Raw genomic sequence first — 15,258 nt, 5'->3', positions numbered from 1 at the left:
CGAGTCAGCGCGATTGGGCTTTGGACGCGGAGTTGCCGAAGCGGCTGCGGACCACGCCGATGATCATCGGCACCAGCGACAGCAGGATGATGCCCACTACCAGCAGCGAAAGATTGGACTTGATGAACGGTACGTTGCCGAAGAAGTAACCGAGAGTCACCAGGCCGCCGACCCACAAAATGGTGCCGAGGACGCTGAAGGCAAAGAACCGGAGGTAAGGCATTTTGGCGACACCGGCGACGAACGGTGCAAACGTGCGGATGATCGGCAGGAAACGAGCCAGGGTCACGGTCTTGCCGCCGTGCTTGTCATAGAAGTCGTGGGTCTGTTGCAGGTAGTCGCGGCGGAAGATTTTCGAGTTCGGGTTGCTGAACAAGCGTTCGCCCGCGGTTCGGCCGATGACGTAGTTGGTGCTGTCGCCGAGGATCGCCGCCAGCATCAGCAGGCCACCCAGCAACACCGGGTCCATGCCGCCGCCGGCCGCCACGGCGCCCGCGATGAACAGCAGGGAGTCGCCCGGCAGGAACGGCATTACCACCAGACCGGTTTCGCAGAAGATCACCAGAAACAGGATGGCGTAGATCCATGGCCCGTAGTTGTTCACCAGCAAGTCGAGGTAAACATCGAGATGCAGGATAAGGTCGATCGGGTTGAAATCCATGGAGAGCACCTGTGGTGACGGCCAGACTCAGCAGGCCTGTGCGGATGACTTCGCGAAAGCCTACAGATGAGTGTAGTTTTTCTTACAAGCCGAAAAGGCCGGCATTATACGGGCTGAGTGGTGAAGCGCGCGTCGAGATTGTAGCGGGGGATGTCTATGGCGCGATCGGAAGTCTGGTGACAATAAATAACCCTTCTGTGATGAGGGCGCACGATCCCTCATCACAGAAGCTGGCAAGCATCAAAGCTCGTCGCTGATCGGCAACACGTAGTTCTTGAACTCGGTATCTTCCTTGAACCCGATGGACTCATAGGTTTTCTGCGCGATTTCGTTGTCGCTGCTGGTGGATACGCGCATGCGCACGGCATTGGTTTCCTTGGCCATTTTTTTCGCGGTGCGCATAAGGTTGTCTGCGACTAACTGCCGGCGGGCGTCTTCGGCGACATAGATGTCGTTGAGAATCCACACACGTTTGAGCGAAAGGGACGAAAAGCTCGGGTACAACTGACAGAAACCCATCAGTTTGTCGTTGCCATCGGCCAGCGCCAGGTAAATCACCGATTCCTTGCGTCGCAGGCGTTTTTCAAGGAACGCCCGGGAGGAGTCCGGATAGGCCAGTGAGCCATAAAACTCGCGATATTTGACGAACAACGGGGTCAGCAGGTCCAGGTGTTCGAGGGTCGCTTGGATAATCCGCATTGATAAGTCTCGTCTTCAAGTGGCTGTCTTCACGTGCTCTGACGGCGAACGGTTCTTCACTCGGGCAGCCGTGCTTCGATCCTGCCTGAAATCGGAACAGAAACGCAATGCGGAAACGGTTCAGGTATTCGGCGGGCTCAGTAGGAAATTACCTTTCATGTCCGCACCGGCGTCCGACTCCAGCGTATGAACCTGGGCTTCGTCCTTCAGATTGACCCCCGATAACTGCCGACGGCAAGCCTCGCGCATCAGGTACAACAAGCGGTGTGCCGCCATTCCGTAGCTCAGGCCCTCGAGCCGGACATTGGAGATGCAGTTGCGGTAGGCATCTGTCAGCCCGACCTTTGGATTGTAGGTGAAATATAAACCCAGACTGTCCGGCGAACTAAGGCCAGGGCGTTCACCGATCAGGATCACCACCATTTTCGCGCCGAGCAGCTCGCCAATCTCGTCAGCCACGGCGACCCGGCCTTGCTCCACCAACACCACAGGCGACACGGACCAGCCTTCAGCTTCAATCTGCTCTTGCATCCGCGCCAGAAACGGCAAGGTATGGCGATGAACGGCCAGCGCTGACAAGCCATCGGCGACCACGATCACCAAGTCCACCCCGCCAGGTTTGGCCCGCGCGTATTCGCGCAGGGTTCGGGCCGAGTCATCGCTCAACTTTCGCCCCAGATCGGGGCGCTGCAAGTAACTGTCCCGGTTCGGGGCTGCACTGTGCAGCAGCAAACTCTCGCGCCCGGCTTCGGCCAATTGGGAGCTGAGCCCGGCATGGTCGAATGGCAGGTGCACCGCGTCCCGGGCCTGTGCGTGGGCGTACTGGAAATCCAGTTGCGCACTCGTCGGCATGCTGGTGCCGGTGCGGCCCAGTGCAATCCGCGCCGGGGTCAGGCGACGCAGTTCCAGCAACGGATTCTCTGGATCAACAGGTGGTTTATCCATTTCAACACTCATCCCAGTTGCGCCATCGCTTGGCGGAAGGCTGGAGGCAGGCTGTCGCCGAAGTGAATCTTTCCGTCCACCTGAGTAAGGATGCCCATTTTCGCCAGCCATTGTTCGAACTCCGGCGCCGGTTTCAGGCCCAGCGTCTGGCGGGCGTAAAGGGCGTCGTGGAACGAGGTGGTCTGGTAGTTGAGCATGATGTCATCGGAGCCGGGGATGCCCATGATGAAATTGATCCCGGCTACGCCCAGCAGGGTCAGCAGGGTGTCCATGTCGTCCTGGTCGGCTTCGGCGTGGTTGGTGTAACAGATATCGCAACCCATGGGCACGCCCAGGAGCTTGCCGCAGAAGTGGTCTTCGAGGCCGGCGCGGATGATCTGTTTCCCGTTGTAGAGGTATTCCGGGCCGATGAATCCTACGACGGTGTTGACCAGGAACGGTTTGAAATGGCGCGCCACGGCGTAGGCTCGGGTTTCGCAGGTTTGTTGATCGATGCCGTGGTGGGCGTTGGCTGACAGGGCGCTGCCTTGGCCGGTCTCGAAATACATCAGATTCTGGCCCAGGGTGCCGCGATTCAGGCTCAGGCCGGCATCATAACCTTCCTGCAGGACATTCAAGTTGATGCCGAAACTGGCGTTGGCCGCTTCGGTGCCTGCGATCGACTGGAACACCAGGTCCAGCGGAACACCGCGATTGATCGCTTCGATGGACGTGGTGACGTGGGTTAAAACGCAAGCTTGTGTAGGAATTTCGTAGCGCTGGATGATCGCGTCGAGCATTTCCAGCATGGCGCAGATCGACGCGATGCTGTCGGTGGCCGGGTTGATCCCGATCATCGCGTCACCATTGCCGTACAGCAGACCGTCGAGAATGCTCGCCGCAATGCCGGCCGGTTCGTCGGTGGGGTGGTTGGGTTGCAGGCGTGTGGATAACCGCCCGCGCAAACCCATCGTGCCGCGGAATTTCGTGACCACGCGGATTTTTTGCGCCACCAGCACCAGATCCTGCACGCGCATGATCTTCGACACGGCGGCGACCATCTCCGGGGTCAGGCCGGGCGCCAGGGCGCGCAGGCTCTGTTCGTCGGCCGCATCGCTCAGTAGCCAGTCACGGAAACCGCCGACGGTAAGGTGGCTGACAACTGCGAAAGCGTGTTTGTCGTGAGTGTCGATGATCAGTCGGGTGACTTCATCGGCCTCGTAAGGAATGAGTACTTCCAGCAGGAAGTGAGTCAGCGGAATGTCAGCCAGGGCCATTTGCGCAGCCACGCGTTCGCCATCGTTAAGTGCCGCGACGCCAGCCAGGAAATCCCCTGAGCGTGCCGGACTGGCCTTGGCCATCACCTCCTTGAGGCTTTCGAAGCGATAAGTCAGGCCACCGACAGTGTGAGCAAAACTAGCCATACAGATTCTCCGTGACGGCGCAGACAGGGCTGCGCCGTGATTTCTGGCCGTTAGTGCAGGGCTTTTTCAGCGTTCTGAATGGCCGCGAATTCTTCTTCGGGCGTGCCTGCTACCAAGTGATGCCGACTGTAGAAGGCAAAGTAAGCAATTAACACTCCATAGATGATCGCAGCGCCAATCACTACACGCGGGTCCACCAGAAAACCCGCCACCACGGCGATGCAAGCCAGCACCAGCGCGACACCCGAGGTGAAGATACCGCCCGGCGTGCGATATGGCCGGTCCATTTTGGGGCGCCGAATACGCAGTGTGATGTGCGCCGCCATCATCAAGACGTAGGAAATGGTCGCGCCGAACACTGCCACCAGAATCAGCAAGTCACCCTGACCGGTCAGCGACAAGCCGAATCCGATGATGCCGGGAATAATCAGTGCCAATACGGGAGCCTTGCTCTTGTTGGTTTCTGACAGTTTGCGCGGCAGGTAGCCGGCGCGGGACAGCGCAAAGATCTGCCGCGAGTAGGCGTAGATGATCGAGAAGAAACTGGCGATCAGACCCGCGAGGCCCACCAGATTGACGAAGTGGCCCATCCAGGTCGAGCCACCATAGGCTTTGCTCAGCGCTTCGACCAACGGGTTACCCGAGGTCATCAACGCATTGGCGCCCGCACCGCCAGGGCCGATGACCAGAATAAGCAGGGCAAAGGTCACCAGCACCAGCATTGCGCCAATCAACCCGCGTGGCAGGTCGCGTTTCGGGTTTTTGGTTTCCTCTGCCGCCAGTGGCACACCTTCAACGGCCAGGAAGAACCAGATCGCGTAAGGAATGGCCGCCCACACGCCGACGTAGCCGAACGGCAGGAAGCTGCTGGCGCCCTTGGCCTCGGTCACCGGGATGTCGAGCAGATTGGCGACGTTGAAGTGCGGCACCATCGCCACCAAAAATACACCCAGTGCCAGGGCGGCGACGGCGGTGATGACGAACATCAATTTCAGGGCTTCGCCGACCCCGAAAATGTGAATGGCGATAAAGATGATGTAGAACGCCAGGTAAATCATCCAGCCGCCGATGCCGAACAGTGATTCGCAATAGGCGCCGATAAACACCGCGATCGCCGCCGGGGCAATGGCGTATTCGATCAGGATCGCGGTCCCGGTCAGAAACCCGCCCCACGGCCCAAATGCGCTTCGGGCAAAACCGTAGCCGCCACCGGCGGTAGGGATCATGGACGACAGTTCCGCCAAGGAAAAGCACATACACAGGTACATGGTCGCCATCAGCAACGTGGCGATAAACATGCCGCCCCAGCCACCCTGGGCCAGTCCGAAGTTCCATCCTGCGTAATCGCCCGAGATGACGTAGGCCACGCCCAGACCCACCAGCAGGACCCAGCCTGCCGCACCTTTTTTCAGTTCCCGTTGCTGGAAGTAGTCGGAGCCGACTTTTTCAAAGTCGACCGAGGAGGTAGCCGGCTGCACGCTGGCTTGATCGCTAGGCATAGGGTTCACCTGTTCTTATTGTTTTTGACCGGCGTGATTGCCGGGTTGGCGCGAAGGCCCGATGTGCAAGCAAGCTCACTCTCACAAGGAGAGTGGCTTGCCTGCGACAGACGGTTTAGAAGAAGCCCAACGGATTGATGTCGTAGCTCACCAGCAGGTTTTTGGTCTGCTGATAGTGATCGAGCATCATTTTGTGGGTTTCACGACCGACGCCGGATTTTTTGTAACCGCCAAACGCGGCGTGCGCCGGGTACAGGTGGTAGCAGTTGGTCCACACACGACCGGCCTTGATGGCGCGGCCCATGCGATAGGCGCGGTTGATGTCGCGGGTCCAGAGGCCGGCACCGAGACCGAACTCGGTGTCATTGGCGATGGCCAGGGCTTCGGCTTCGTCCTTGAAGGTGGTGATGCTCACCACAGGGCCAAAGATTTCTTCCTGGAACACACGCATTTTGTTGGTGCCCTTGAGCAGGGTCGGCTGGATGTAGTACCCGGTCGCCAGGTTGCCCTCGAGTTTTTCCACCTTGCCGCCGGTCAGCAGCTCGGCGCCTTCGCCCTTGGCGATTTCCAGGTACGAAAGGATTTTGTCGAATTGCTGCTCGGACGCCTGGGCGCCGACCATGGTGTCGGTGTCCAGCGGGTCGCCACGTTTGATCGACAGCACTTTCTTCATGACCACTTTCATGAAGTCGTCGTAGATCGACTCTTGCACCAATGCACGGGATGGGCAGGTGCAGACTTCGCCCTGGTTGAAGAACGCCAGCACCAGGCCTTCGGCGGCTTTTTCGATGAAGGTTTCTTCGGCTTGCATGATGTCGGCGAAGAAGATGTTCGGCGACTTGCCTCCCAGCTCCACGGTGCACGGAATGATGTTTTCGGCGGCGCATTTCATGATGTGCGAGCCGACCGGGGTCGAGCCGGTGAAGGCGATCTTGGCAATGCGTTTGCTGGTGGCCAGCGCTTCGCCGGCTTCTTTGCCGAAGCCTTGCACCACGTTCAGCACGCCCGGCGGCAGCAGGTCGCCGATCAGCTCCATCAGCACGGTAATGCCCAGTGGCGTTTGTTCGGCAGGCTTGAGCACCACGCAGTTACCGGCCGCCAGGGCCGGGGCGAGTTTCCAGGCGGCCATCAGGATCGGGAAGTTCCACGGGATGATCTGCCCGACCACGCCCAATGGTTCATGGATGTGATAGGCCACAGTGTTGCCATCGATCTCGGCGGCGCTGCCTTCCTGGGCGCGGATGCAACCGGCGTAGTAGCGGAAGTGGTCGGCTGCCAGCGGGATGTCGGCGTTGAGGGTTTCACGCACCGCTTTGCCGTTGTCCCAAGACTCGGTGATCGCCAGGACTTCCAGGTTCTGTTCGATGCGGTCGGCGATTTTCAGCAGCACCAGCGAGCGAGCCTGGACGGACGTGGCGCCCCAGGCATCGGCGGCGGCGTGGGCAGCGTCCAGGGCTTTGTCGATGTCTTCGGCCGTGGAGCGCGGGAATTCGGCAATCGGTTGGCCATTCACTGGCGAGGTATTGGTGAAGTACTGACCTTTAACAGGCGCGACGAACTCGCCGCCGATGTAGTTACCGTATTTGCTCTTGAACGAAACGATAGCGCCTTCAGTACCGGGGTGAGCGTAACGCATGGTGATTTCTCCTTGGCTTTTGTGCTTATAAGGGAGAGCGCATGTGCGCTTGCTATAAGCGTAGAGCAAAGGTCGGGCCACTGCCTTGCAGGTCAGGTAAATCAAGGCCTTGCGTGGTTTTTGCCGGACAGGCGGACGCTGCCTGTGACGCTTTCGGTACAGCCTGGATGACACTTTGTACTGCTTATGGCACAACGTGCGACGGGGCGGTCTCGCCAGCATTGCAATGCTCCGATGGCTGGAGGATGCTGGGCGTCACCTCATGCACGGGTCGCCGAGCCCCGGGGAGAACAATAAGAAATGCACGACAACCATTTGAGTCGCCATGCCCAGCAGGTCCTGACCGTCACTCAGGGGAAATCCCACCTGCGCGGTCCCGGCAGCGATCCGTCGATTGCCCGTTCCTGGCTGCGTTGTCTTGAGGATTATCACCTCGACCCGGCCCTGACCATGGCACCCACGGTGCTGGAGCATGGCCGCGTACTGGAAAGCCGCGAGCGCTTGCAGCAAGTGCTGCACATCGCCGGCAGCGAAATGACCAGCCTTCATCAGCAACTCTCCGGTGCCGGCCACGCGGTCTTGCTGACCGACGCCCGCGGCGTGATCCTCAATTGCGTCACCGCGCCGGCCGAACGGAAGATTTTCGAACGCGCCGGCCTCTGGCTCGGCGCTGACTGGAGCGAAGCGTGCGAAGGCACGAATGGCATCGGCACCTGTCTGGTGGAGCGTCAGTCGCTGACTATCCATCAGGACGAGCACTTTCGCGGCCGTCACACCGGGCTGACCTGCTCGGCGAGCCCCGTGTTCGACCCTCACGGCGAACTGCTGGCCGTGCTCGACGTGTCCTCGGCGCGCCACGAGGTCTCTCGTCAAAGTCAGTTCCACACCATGGCCCTGGTCAATCTTTCGGCGAAGATGATCGAGAGCTGTTATTTCCTGCGTTATTTCGACAATCAATGGCTGCTGCGTTTTCACCTTCAGGCCGAATCCGTCGGGTTGTTCAGCGAAGGGTTGCTGGCGTTTGACGGGGAAGGGCGGATCAGTGCGGTCAACCAAAGTGCGTTGAACCTGCTGGGGCATATTCGCGGTGGGTTGCTGGGCAAACCGGTGGAGGCGTTTTTCGACTGCTCGCTGGATGAATTGCTCGGCCGCGCCAGCGTCAATGCCAGCGCCAGTTGGCCGTTGCGCACGCGCGACGGGCGGAGTCTGTTTGCCGTGTTGCGTGGGCAGCCGCGCAGCATTCCTGTGCCGGTGGTGCAAAGCCCGGTGATCGCCGAACCTTCGCGCTTGGCGGGCATTTGTCTGGGCGACACCGGGTTGCAGGAAGACTTCCGCAAATCCTTGCGTGTGTTCGAACGGGACGTACCGCTACTGATCAACGGCGAAACCGGATCCGGCAAAGAAGCGTTTGCCAAAGCCGTCCACCAGGCCAGCCGGCGGGCAGATAAAGCCTTCGTCGCGCTCAACTGCGCCGCCATCCCCGAAAGCCTGATCGAGAGCGAACTGTTTGGCTATCGCGGCGGCAGCTTTACCGGTGCTCGCAAGGAAGGCATGCGCGGCAAGTTGCAACAGGCCGATGGCGGGACCTTGTTCCTCGATGAAATCGGCGACATGCCCCTGGCCTTGCAGACCCGGCTATTAAGGGTGCTGGAAGACCGTCAGGTGGTGCCGATCGGCGGCGAGCCGGAATCGGTCAATGTGCGGATTATCAGCGCCACTCACCGTAATTTGCTGGAGCGGGTGCAGGACGGCAGCTTCCGCGAAGATTTGTATTACCGGCTCAATGGGCTGGAAGTTGCTTTACCGGCATTGCGTGATCGCAGTGATAAGTCCCAGTTGCTCGACTTTTTGTTGGCCGAAGAGGCGGGCGGCGAAACGGTGTTCATCGATGCGCTGGCACGGCAGGCGTTGCTGGGTTTTGCCTGGCCGGGGAACGTGCGGCAATTGCGCAATGTGCTGCGCACGCTGGCGGCGCTGTGTGACGGCGGGCGGATCGGGTTGGAGGATTTGCCGACGATGATTCGTCAGGATCGGCTGCTACCGGTCGCTGCCCCTGAACAGCCATCGGAGCATCCGCTGGAGGATGCCGAGCGGCTGGCGCTGCTTAATGCCCTGGAAGAACAGCGCTGGCACGTGACCCACACCGCCGAGCAATTGGGCGTCAGCCGCAACACCCTTTATAGAAAGTTGCGCAAGCATGGGATTGCTCGTTAAGGAACGTGGAGTTGAGTCAAACCCGATGACCGATATTCAGCGGAAAAACGAATCCGGGAACTCGTCGAACTGTTCATCGAACAGGTCCGCTTCAAGGTCCATGGCGTCCATCTTCTTCTGATATTCCCTTTGCGCCCTGAGCCAGGCTTTCAAGATGTTGGGGTCCTTCAGTTCTTCGCGCAGGCCGTTCAGCTCTTCTGTGTCGTTGATCAGCCTGTTGAGCTGATATTGGTACTTGCTAGCCAGGTTCTTGGGTGTCACTTCATCGAACGGATCGAGCTGGAATTGCTGTTTGAACGCCAACTCCATTTCGAACACTTCGTTTTGCAGCTTTCCGAGTTGCTCGGACAATACCTGGTTGTAATGTTTAAGCCGATCAGCGGGAAGTGCATCAAGGGTGTCTGCGCTGATGTGCTCGATTTCCAATTGCAGTTGCAGCAGATCAAGCAGGTTCCGTTCGCCATAGGCGTGGTTGACTCGTTGCATCAGCACGGTTTTGCGTTCGCGCTCGTCGGGGTCTGTTTCTCGATCGGGGTGCAGGGCACTGGCCAGCTTGCGATAAATTTCGCGCACAGATTGGCTGGCTTGGGCGGCGTCCGCTTCCTGGCGCAGGTGGCTTGCGGTTTTTTTGCCGGTGCTTTGCTGCTGCTGCGCCGTTTGCTCGGCCCACAGGCGCTCGTGCATTTTTTGCGCAATTTCCTCAGCAGATAACGTGTCGATATCGTCGCCCAGATCAACGCCGAAGATCTCTTGCAATCCCTGTTTCAATAACTCGTCGTCTTCACTCGCGTCGGCATCGAAGTCACGACCGCTGTGCTTGTTGTACAGCGCTTTTAAGGTGGCTTTATCTTCATCGGTGTAGTTGCAGCTATCGATCAACGACAAGGTCTGGGCGCAAATCTCCTGAATCAACGTGTGGCGATCGGTTTTCGAGAGTTTTATCCGTTCGCTGAGTTCATCCAGAACATGCACAAGCTCAAGCGAGCGTTGACTAAATGTGTGGAACTGAGGAATGAACTCCTCGCGCCAGCGTTCAATATATAAAGGGGTGGCGGTTTCCCATGCCAGGAGCGTCTGGCGCTGTGTTTCGATTTTTTTGACAAGTCCGTTGAATTTCCGCTGCCCGGCGGACAGTTTTTTCGTGCTTGAGCCAGGCGTGATGCTGATTTGAGACGTCTTGTTATTCATGAGCAGTTTCCGAGCAGTCATCCGGGAGGTGAGGGCGGTATTATCAAGGAAACCCGTGCCGTACTGTGCTGCCGCACAGCGTGGGCCGATTCTGATTGTCGAGTAGCATAATGGGAAGTCATCGTCGGCCAGTCTAAACACAAGGTGCGATTTTCCCCACCCTACGCTAACCTGCGGCCATGTTTACGAGGTCGACTATGCACATTCATATTCTTGGTATCTGCGGCACTTTCATGGGTTCGATGGCGGTTCTGGCCAAAGAGCTGGGCCATCACGTGACGGGCTCCGATGCCAACGTCTATCCGCCTATGAGCACTCAGCTTGAGGCGCAGGGCATTGAGTTGACCCAAGGCTACGATCCCGCCCAACTCGATCCGGCGCCGGATCTGGTGGTGGTCGGCAACGCCATGTCCCGCGGCAACCCGGCCGTCGAATACGTGCTGAACAAAGGCCTGCCGTACGTCTCCGGTCCGCAATGGCTGGCGGATCATGTGCTGCAAGGTCGCTGGGTCCTGGCTGTCGCCGGCACTCATGGCAAAACCACCACCAGCAGCATGCTCGCCTGGGTCCTGGAGCACGCGGGCATGAGCCCGGGTTTCCTGATCGGCGGCGTGCCGCAAAACTTTTCGGTGTCCGCGCGCTTGGGCGATACGCCGTTCTTCGTGATCGAAGCCGACGAGTACGACAGCGCGTTCTTCGACAAGCGCTCCAAGTTCGTTCACTACCGCCCACGCACGGCGATCCTGAACAACCTGGAATACGATCACGCCGACATCTTCCCCGATCTGCCCGCCATCGAGCGGCAGTTCCACCATTTGGTGCGGACCATCCCGAGCGAAGGCCTGGTGATCCACCCGACCACCGAGCCGGCATTGCAGCGCGTTATTGAAATGGGCTGCTGGACCCCGGTGCAAACCACTGGTGCCGGCGGTCAGTGGCAGGTCAAACTGCTCAGCGAAGACGGTTCGAAGTTCGAAGTGATGTTCGAAGGCGTCGCCCAAGGCATCGTCGATTGGGACATGACCGGCCAGCACAACGTGGCTAACGCCCTGGCCACATTGGCAGCGGCTCGCCATGTTGGCGTGGTGCCTGCCATGGGCATCGCCGCGTTGAGCGCGTTTAAAAGCGTGAAACGCCGGATGGAGAAAGTCGCCGAAGTGCGTGGCATCACCATCTACGACGACTTCGCTCACCACCCGACGGCGATTGCGACGACCCTCGACGGCCTGCGCAAACGCATCGGCGATGCGCCGTTGATTGCGATCATCGAGCCGCGTTCCAACTCCATGAAGCTCGGTGCTCACCGCGACGGCTTGCCGGAAAGCGTGGTCGATGCCGATCAGGTTATCTGGTACGCCCCTGCCAACCTCGGCTGGGACCTGGGCGCGACCGCAGCGTTGTGCACCGTGCCGTCGATTGTCAGCGATTCGCTGGAAGGCATCATCGAGCGCGTGAAGAGCCAGGCCCAGCCCGGCACTCACGTGGTGATCATGAGCAACGGCGGCTTCGGCGGCCTGCACGGCAAACTCGCCGAGGCGCTGCAATGAACAACGGCCCGGAACGCATCACCCTCGCGATGACCGGCGCTTCGGGCGCCCAGTACGGTTTACGCCTGCTCGACTGTCTGATACGCGAAGACCGCGAGGTGCATTTTCTGATCTCCAAGGCTGCGCAACTGGTGATGGCCACCGAGACAGACGTCACGCTGCCGGCCAAACCGCAGACGATGCAGGCCTTCCTCACTGAATACACCGGCGCGGCCGCCGGCCAAATCAAGGTGTACGGCAAGGAAGACTGGATGTCGCCGGTAGCCTCGGGCTCCGGTGCGCCTGCGGCGATGGTGGTGGTGCCTTGTTCCACCGGGACCTTGTCGGCGATTGCGACCGGTGCCTGCAACAACCTGATCGAGCGTGCTGCCGATGTGACATTGAAAGAGCGTCGACAGCTGATTCTGGTGCCGCGTGAGGCGCCGTATTCGAGCATTCACCTAGAGCACATGCTCAAGTTGTCGAACATGGGTGTGACGATTTTGCCGGCTTCGCCGGGCTTCTATCATCAGCCGCAGACAATCGATGACTTGATCGACTTTGTGGTGGCACGGATTCTCAACCTGTTGAACATTCCGCAAGACATGCTGCCGCGCTGGGGCGAACATCATTTGAGCAGCGATGAATAAACTGCTGATTATGCTGTTGGCGCTGCAACTGACGGGCTGCGCCACGGCGCGCACGCTGGATGCCGCCAAGCCGGGGGCGCCAGTGGTGTACGCGGGGACGCGCCTGGATTTGTACGCCATGAACGGTGGGTGCTGCGCGATGGACCGGTTTGGCGCCGAAGCGCCGAGCTACCCTGGCGTTGATCTGCCGGCCAGCGCGTTGCTCGACACGCTGTTGTTGCCGTTGTCGCTGCTGACGGTGATCGGAGTGGGTTTTCAAGCGACGGGCGGGTTGTAGCGTTCGGCATTGAATCGGTGTCGCGCCCTTCGCGGTCCGACTTGCCCGCGAAGGCGTCTTCTCAGACGCCACAGGATTACTTGCCTAGTTTGCGCAACTCATCCGACTCAACCACCCGCACCCCATCCTGTTCTTCCAGCGCCAGCCTCCACATCGCGCGGGCCAGTTGGCAGGCTTCGATGCCGTGGTACTTGCCCGGAATCAATCGCGACAACGGACCGGCGACTTTCTCGCCCAGTCGCGGCTTGACGCGATCGCCCAATAACAGCGAAGGTCGGCAAATGGTCAGTTGCGGCCAGTCCTGCGCACGCAATGCGTATTCCATCTCGCCTTTGACACGGTTGTAGAAAACCGAAGATCTTCGATCAGCCCCCAAGGCGCTGATCACGATCAGGTGCCGTGCGCCCATTTCCCGCGCACGCTTGGCGAACGCCACCACCATGTCCAGGTCCACTGCGCGAAACGCCTGCTCCGATCCGGCCTGCTTGATGGTGGTGCCGAGGCAGCAGTAGGCGATGTCGACGCGACCATTCAGTTGCGGTAGAAACACGGACGGATCGCCGACCGGGTTTTCCAGATGCGGATGCTCGGCCAAAGGCCGGCGTGAGGGGGCTAAAACCCTTGAAATCGTTGGCTCATTGAGCAAGCGATCAAGCAGATGTTCACCGGTTAACCCGGTAGCTCCGGCAAGCAATACATGCTGAGGCGTCAAGTACATAGTGTTTCCCCCTTGATACTGTTCAGCTTAGTTGCTCTTTGCATCCTTGCTGCTGATAGAGACACTTTGTAGTGCTTTTCGTGCCTGCTGCTTGCGTAAAAGCTGCCAGTGCGAGAGAACGGTTTTCGGCGCCCAGATCTGCGGTTCAGAGGCTTCGAAGCCGTCGGCCAGTTCGCGCTCCGCCACCGTAGCCTTGGCCAGCTTGAAGGCTTGCTCCAGATCGTCGGTCTGGTTCAGTGCCTGGGCGAACAGCGCATCGCCGAAGTAGGTGAAGTTGGCTTCTTCCGAGCAACCGAAGGACACACGATCGGCACGCGAGGCGGTCATGATCAGCGTGCGTTCATCCTTGAGGGCGGGGATGAAACCGCCGGAATAGCAGGATGAAATCACAACAATCTTGTCCCGATTTTTCAGGGGCGCGAGGACGGCGGCAAGTTCGTCGGCCGGAAGATCGGCCAACTCCATGCGCGGCTGGTCGAGCACCAGTTCATGTTCGCTGCTGCCGTGGCTGGTCAGGTAGATGAAGATCAAGTCTTCCGGGCCACTGCGTTCGGCCAGGGTCACCGCGGCACGGCGCAGGTTTTCCCGGGTGGCCATCGGCCGGTCGACGAGGTGATCGCGATGGTTCACCAGGCGAATCTGGCCAAAGGCGCCGAAGCGGCTGCTGAGCATGTTGCTGACGTAATCGGACTCACGCAGGAATACGCTCTGCTTGCCGTCACCGCCCAGAGTCAAGGTGTACAGCTCCACCACCGGGGTCGAGACCGGCACACTGGACAGGGCGTCATCGAGTAACCGGCCCTGGGCCAGCAACCCGAGTTCGAGGGTGTCGGGCAGCAACTTGCCATCGGCATCGCGAACACGCTGGCCATTAATCCACGTACCGCTTTGCACCGTGCCGTCGGTGAGCACCAGAGTGCCGCGTCCCGAGTAGCTGTCACCGTCGAACTGGCCGATGTAGAAGCTGCCGTCCGGCAGGTTCAATCGACCCTGGCCGGTAAAGCGCCAGTCGCTGAACTGGCCGATGTAATGGCTGCCGTCAGCGCCGATCAACTCGCCCTTGCCGTTCAGCGAGCCTTCCTTGAATTGACCCAGCCAGACATCGCCGTCGGCGTTTTCGTAGCGGCCCTTGCCATGCAACTGATTGTTCTTGAAGCCACCGACATAGATGTCGCCGTCGGCGCTGTTGAAGGTCCCGTTGCCTTCCAGCTGTCCGTCTTTGAAGTGCCCGGTGAACTGATTGCCACTGCCATCGCCGCGCTGGCCTTCGCCATTGGGTTTGCCTTGGGCGAACTGGCCTTGGTAGGAGCTGCCGTCGTCGAGTTCGAGACGACCTAGCCCTGAATATTGATCGGCCTTGAATTCACCGCGATAGGTCATCGCGTTTTCTTTAAGCGTACCTTCACCGTCGCGGCGGCCGAGTTTGAACCCGCCGGTGTAGCTGCTGCCGGGGGTGGTCAGCGTGCCTTGGCCGTCGAACAAGCCTTGATTGAACAGTCCGCGATAGACCTCACCGTTGCTGCCATGCCATTCGCCCTGGCCATGCCATTGGCCCTTGTCGAACTCGCCGGCGTACCAGCTGCCGTTGGGGTAGTCGATGCGGCCCTGGCCTTGCAGCAAGCCGTTGACCAGATCACCGCGATAGCGCCCGCCGTCCGGCAAGCGGGCATCGGGGGGCAGCAGCGATTCGCCATCGCCGCAAGCGGTGAGCAATAGGGTCAAGGCAAGGAGTGCAAGTGAGCGCATAGCGGGATCCGGGCAATTATGCGACGGAGTATGCCGCAGCTATGTGTCGCATTTATAGAGACACGGCAGAGACACGGCGCGAAACAGCGTGAGCTG

General features: G+C 59.7%; 13 protein-coding genes. 4 read left to right on the top strand and 9 right to left on the bottom strand.

Features of this window, described 5'->3' with window-relative positions; translation table 11 throughout:
- Positions 1 to 4 precede the first annotated feature (4 nt).
- The 6 genes from ACYZTM_RS11660 to exaC all read right to left on the bottom strand — a co-directional run bounded on the left by ACYZTM_RS11660 (position 5) and on the right by exaC (position 6,843).
- Positions 5 to 661, bottom strand: coding sequence for a DedA family protein (locus ACYZTM_RS11660; protein WP_461988750.1), 657 nt, complete (start codon positions 659 to 661; stop codon positions 5 to 7).
- A 240-nt stretch (positions 662 to 901) separates the two neighbouring features.
- Positions 902 to 1,360, bottom strand: coding sequence for a GNAT family N-acetyltransferase (locus ACYZTM_RS11655; protein WP_131063018.1), 459 nt, complete (start codon positions 1,358 to 1,360; stop codon positions 902 to 904).
- Positions 1,361 to 1,480: 120 nt separating this feature from the next.
- Positions 1,481 to 2,305 carry an ethanolamine ammonia-lyase subunit EutC gene (gene eutC / locus ACYZTM_RS11650; protein ID WP_165557512.1) on the bottom strand — a complete coding sequence of 275 codons (825 nt, stop codon included), beginning with the start codon at positions 2,303 to 2,305 and terminating at the stop codon, positions 1,481 to 1,483.
- A gap of 8 nt (positions 2,306 to 2,313) precedes the next feature.
- The gene (locus tag ACYZTM_RS11645) at positions 2,314 to 3,708 is read right to left on the bottom strand and encodes an ethanolamine ammonia-lyase subunit EutB (protein ID WP_461988748.1); all 1,395 of its coding nucleotides are present in this window, start codon (positions 3,706 to 3,708) and stop codon (positions 2,314 to 2,316) included.
- A gap of 50 nt (positions 3,709 to 3,758) precedes the next feature.
- Positions 3,759 to 5,207 (bottom strand): ethanolamine permease, encoded by a 1,449-nt coding sequence (gene eat / locus ACYZTM_RS11640; RefSeq protein ID WP_461988746.1) that lies wholly within the window; start codon positions 5,205 to 5,207, stop codon positions 3,759 to 3,761.
- Between the two features lie 115 nt (positions 5,208 to 5,322).
- Positions 5,323 to 6,843, bottom strand: coding sequence for an acetaldehyde dehydrogenase ExaC (gene exaC, locus ACYZTM_RS11635; protein ID WP_131063022.1), 1,521 nt, complete (start codon positions 6,841 to 6,843; stop codon positions 5,323 to 5,325).
- A 300-nt stretch (positions 6,844 to 7,143) separates the two neighbouring features.
- Between exaC and ACYZTM_RS11630 the strand changes: the two genes are divergently transcribed.
- Complete coding sequence (locus ACYZTM_RS11630) at positions 7,144 to 9,057, top strand: sigma-54-dependent Fis family transcriptional regulator (protein WP_461988744.1); 1,914 nt, start codon at positions 7,144 to 7,146, stop codon at positions 9,055 to 9,057.
- Positions 9,058 to 9,093: 36 nt separating this feature from the next.
- On the opposite strand, the gene ACYZTM_RS11625 is transcribed toward ACYZTM_RS11630, so the two are convergent.
- On the bottom strand, positions 9,094 to 10,245 hold the full coding sequence (locus tag ACYZTM_RS11625) for a molecular chaperone DnaJ (protein ID WP_461988742.1): 1,152 nt from the start codon (positions 10,243 to 10,245) through the stop codon (positions 9,094 to 9,096).
- A gap of 197 nt (positions 10,246 to 10,442) precedes the next feature.
- On the opposite strand from ACYZTM_RS11625, the gene mpl reads away from it, so the two are divergent.
- From mpl to ACYZTM_RS11610, 3 genes are read left to right on the top strand one after another with little or no spacing between them, the layout of a single operon-like run.
- The gene (gene mpl / locus ACYZTM_RS11620; RefSeq protein WP_461988741.1) at positions 10,443 to 11,792 is read left to right on the top strand and encodes a UDP-N-acetylmuramate:L-alanyl-gamma-D-glutamyl-meso-diaminopimelate ligase; all 1,350 of its coding nucleotides are present in this window, start codon (positions 10,443 to 10,445) and stop codon (positions 11,790 to 11,792) included.
- Positions 11,789 to 12,421, top strand: a complete 633-nt coding sequence (ubiX, locus tag ACYZTM_RS11615; RefSeq protein ID WP_010467349.1) for a flavin prenyltransferase UbiX — start codon at positions 11,789 to 11,791, stop codon at positions 12,419 to 12,421. Before mpl ends, ubiX begins: the two co-directional genes overlap by 4 nt.
- Positions 12,414 to 12,698, top strand: coding sequence for a YceK/YidQ family lipoprotein (locus ACYZTM_RS11610; RefSeq protein ID WP_131063026.1), 285 nt, complete (start codon positions 12,414 to 12,416; stop codon positions 12,696 to 12,698). The genes ubiX and ACYZTM_RS11610 overlap by 8 nt, the downstream gene beginning before the upstream one ends.
- A 76-nt stretch (positions 12,699 to 12,774) precedes the next feature.
- Here the strand turns inward: ACYZTM_RS11610 and ACYZTM_RS11605 are convergent, their stop codons facing one another.
- Both ACYZTM_RS11605 and ACYZTM_RS11600 read right to left on the bottom strand, forming a co-directional pair.
- On the bottom strand, positions 12,775 to 13,416 hold the full coding sequence (locus ACYZTM_RS11605; RefSeq protein ID WP_461977057.1) for an oxidoreductase: 642 nt from the start codon (positions 13,414 to 13,416) through the stop codon (positions 12,775 to 12,777).
- Positions 13,417 to 13,443: 27 nt separating this feature from the next.
- Positions 13,444 to 15,162 (bottom strand): C13 family peptidase, encoded by a 1,719-nt coding sequence (locus ACYZTM_RS11600; protein WP_461988738.1) that lies wholly within the window; start codon positions 15,160 to 15,162, stop codon positions 13,444 to 13,446.
- Positions 15,163 to 15,258: the final 96 nt, after the last annotated feature.

The sequence above is a fragment of the Pseudomonas sp. MDT2-39-1 genome, from assembly GCF_054898085.1.
The sequence above is the reverse complement of the archived record's forward strand: the minus strand, read 5'-3'. Positions and strand labels throughout refer to the sequence as shown.

Coding starts and splice junctions, on each gene's coding strand:
- ACYZTM_RS11660 (WP_461988750.1), bottom strand. CDS start 661: ATGGATTTCAACCCGATCGACCTTATCCTGCATCTCGATGTTTACCTC.
- ACYZTM_RS11655 (WP_131063018.1), bottom strand. CDS start 1,360: ATGCGGATTATCCAAGCGACCCTCGAACACCTGGACCTGCTGACCCCG.
- eutC (WP_165557512.1), bottom strand. CDS start 2,305: ATGGATAAACCACCTGTTGATCCAGAGAATCCGTTGCTGGAACTGCGT.
- ACYZTM_RS11645 (WP_461988748.1), bottom strand. CDS start 3,708: ATGGCTAGTTTTGCTCACACTGTCGGTGGCCTGACTTATCGCTTCGAA.
- eat (WP_461988746.1), bottom strand. CDS start 5,207: ATGCCTAGCGATCAAGCCAGCGTGCAGCCGGCTACCTCCTCGGTCGAC.
- exaC (WP_131063022.1), bottom strand. CDS start 6,843: ATGCGTTACGCTCACCCCGGTACTGAAGGCGCTATCGTTTCGTTCAAG.
- ACYZTM_RS11630 (WP_461988744.1), top strand. CDS start 7,144: ATGCACGACAACCATTTGAGTCGCCATGCCCAGCAGGTCCTGACCGTC.
- ACYZTM_RS11625 (WP_461988742.1), bottom strand. CDS start 10,245: ATGAATAACAAGACGTCTCAAATCAGCATCACGCCTGGCTCAAGCACG.
- mpl (WP_461988741.1), top strand. CDS start 10,443: ATGCACATTCATATTCTTGGTATCTGCGGCACTTTCATGGGTTCGATG.
- ubiX (WP_010467349.1), top strand. CDS start 11,789: ATGAACAACGGCCCGGAACGCATCACCCTCGCGATGACCGGCGCTTCG.
- ACYZTM_RS11610 (WP_131063026.1), top strand. CDS start 12,414: ATGAATAAACTGCTGATTATGCTGTTGGCGCTGCAACTGACGGGCTGC.
- ACYZTM_RS11605 (WP_461977057.1), bottom strand. CDS start 13,416: ATGTACTTGACGCCTCAGCATGTATTGCTTGCCGGAGCTACCGGGTTA.
- ACYZTM_RS11600 (WP_461988738.1), bottom strand. CDS start 15,162: ATGCGCTCACTTGCACTCCTTGCCTTGACCCTATTGCTCACCGCTTGC.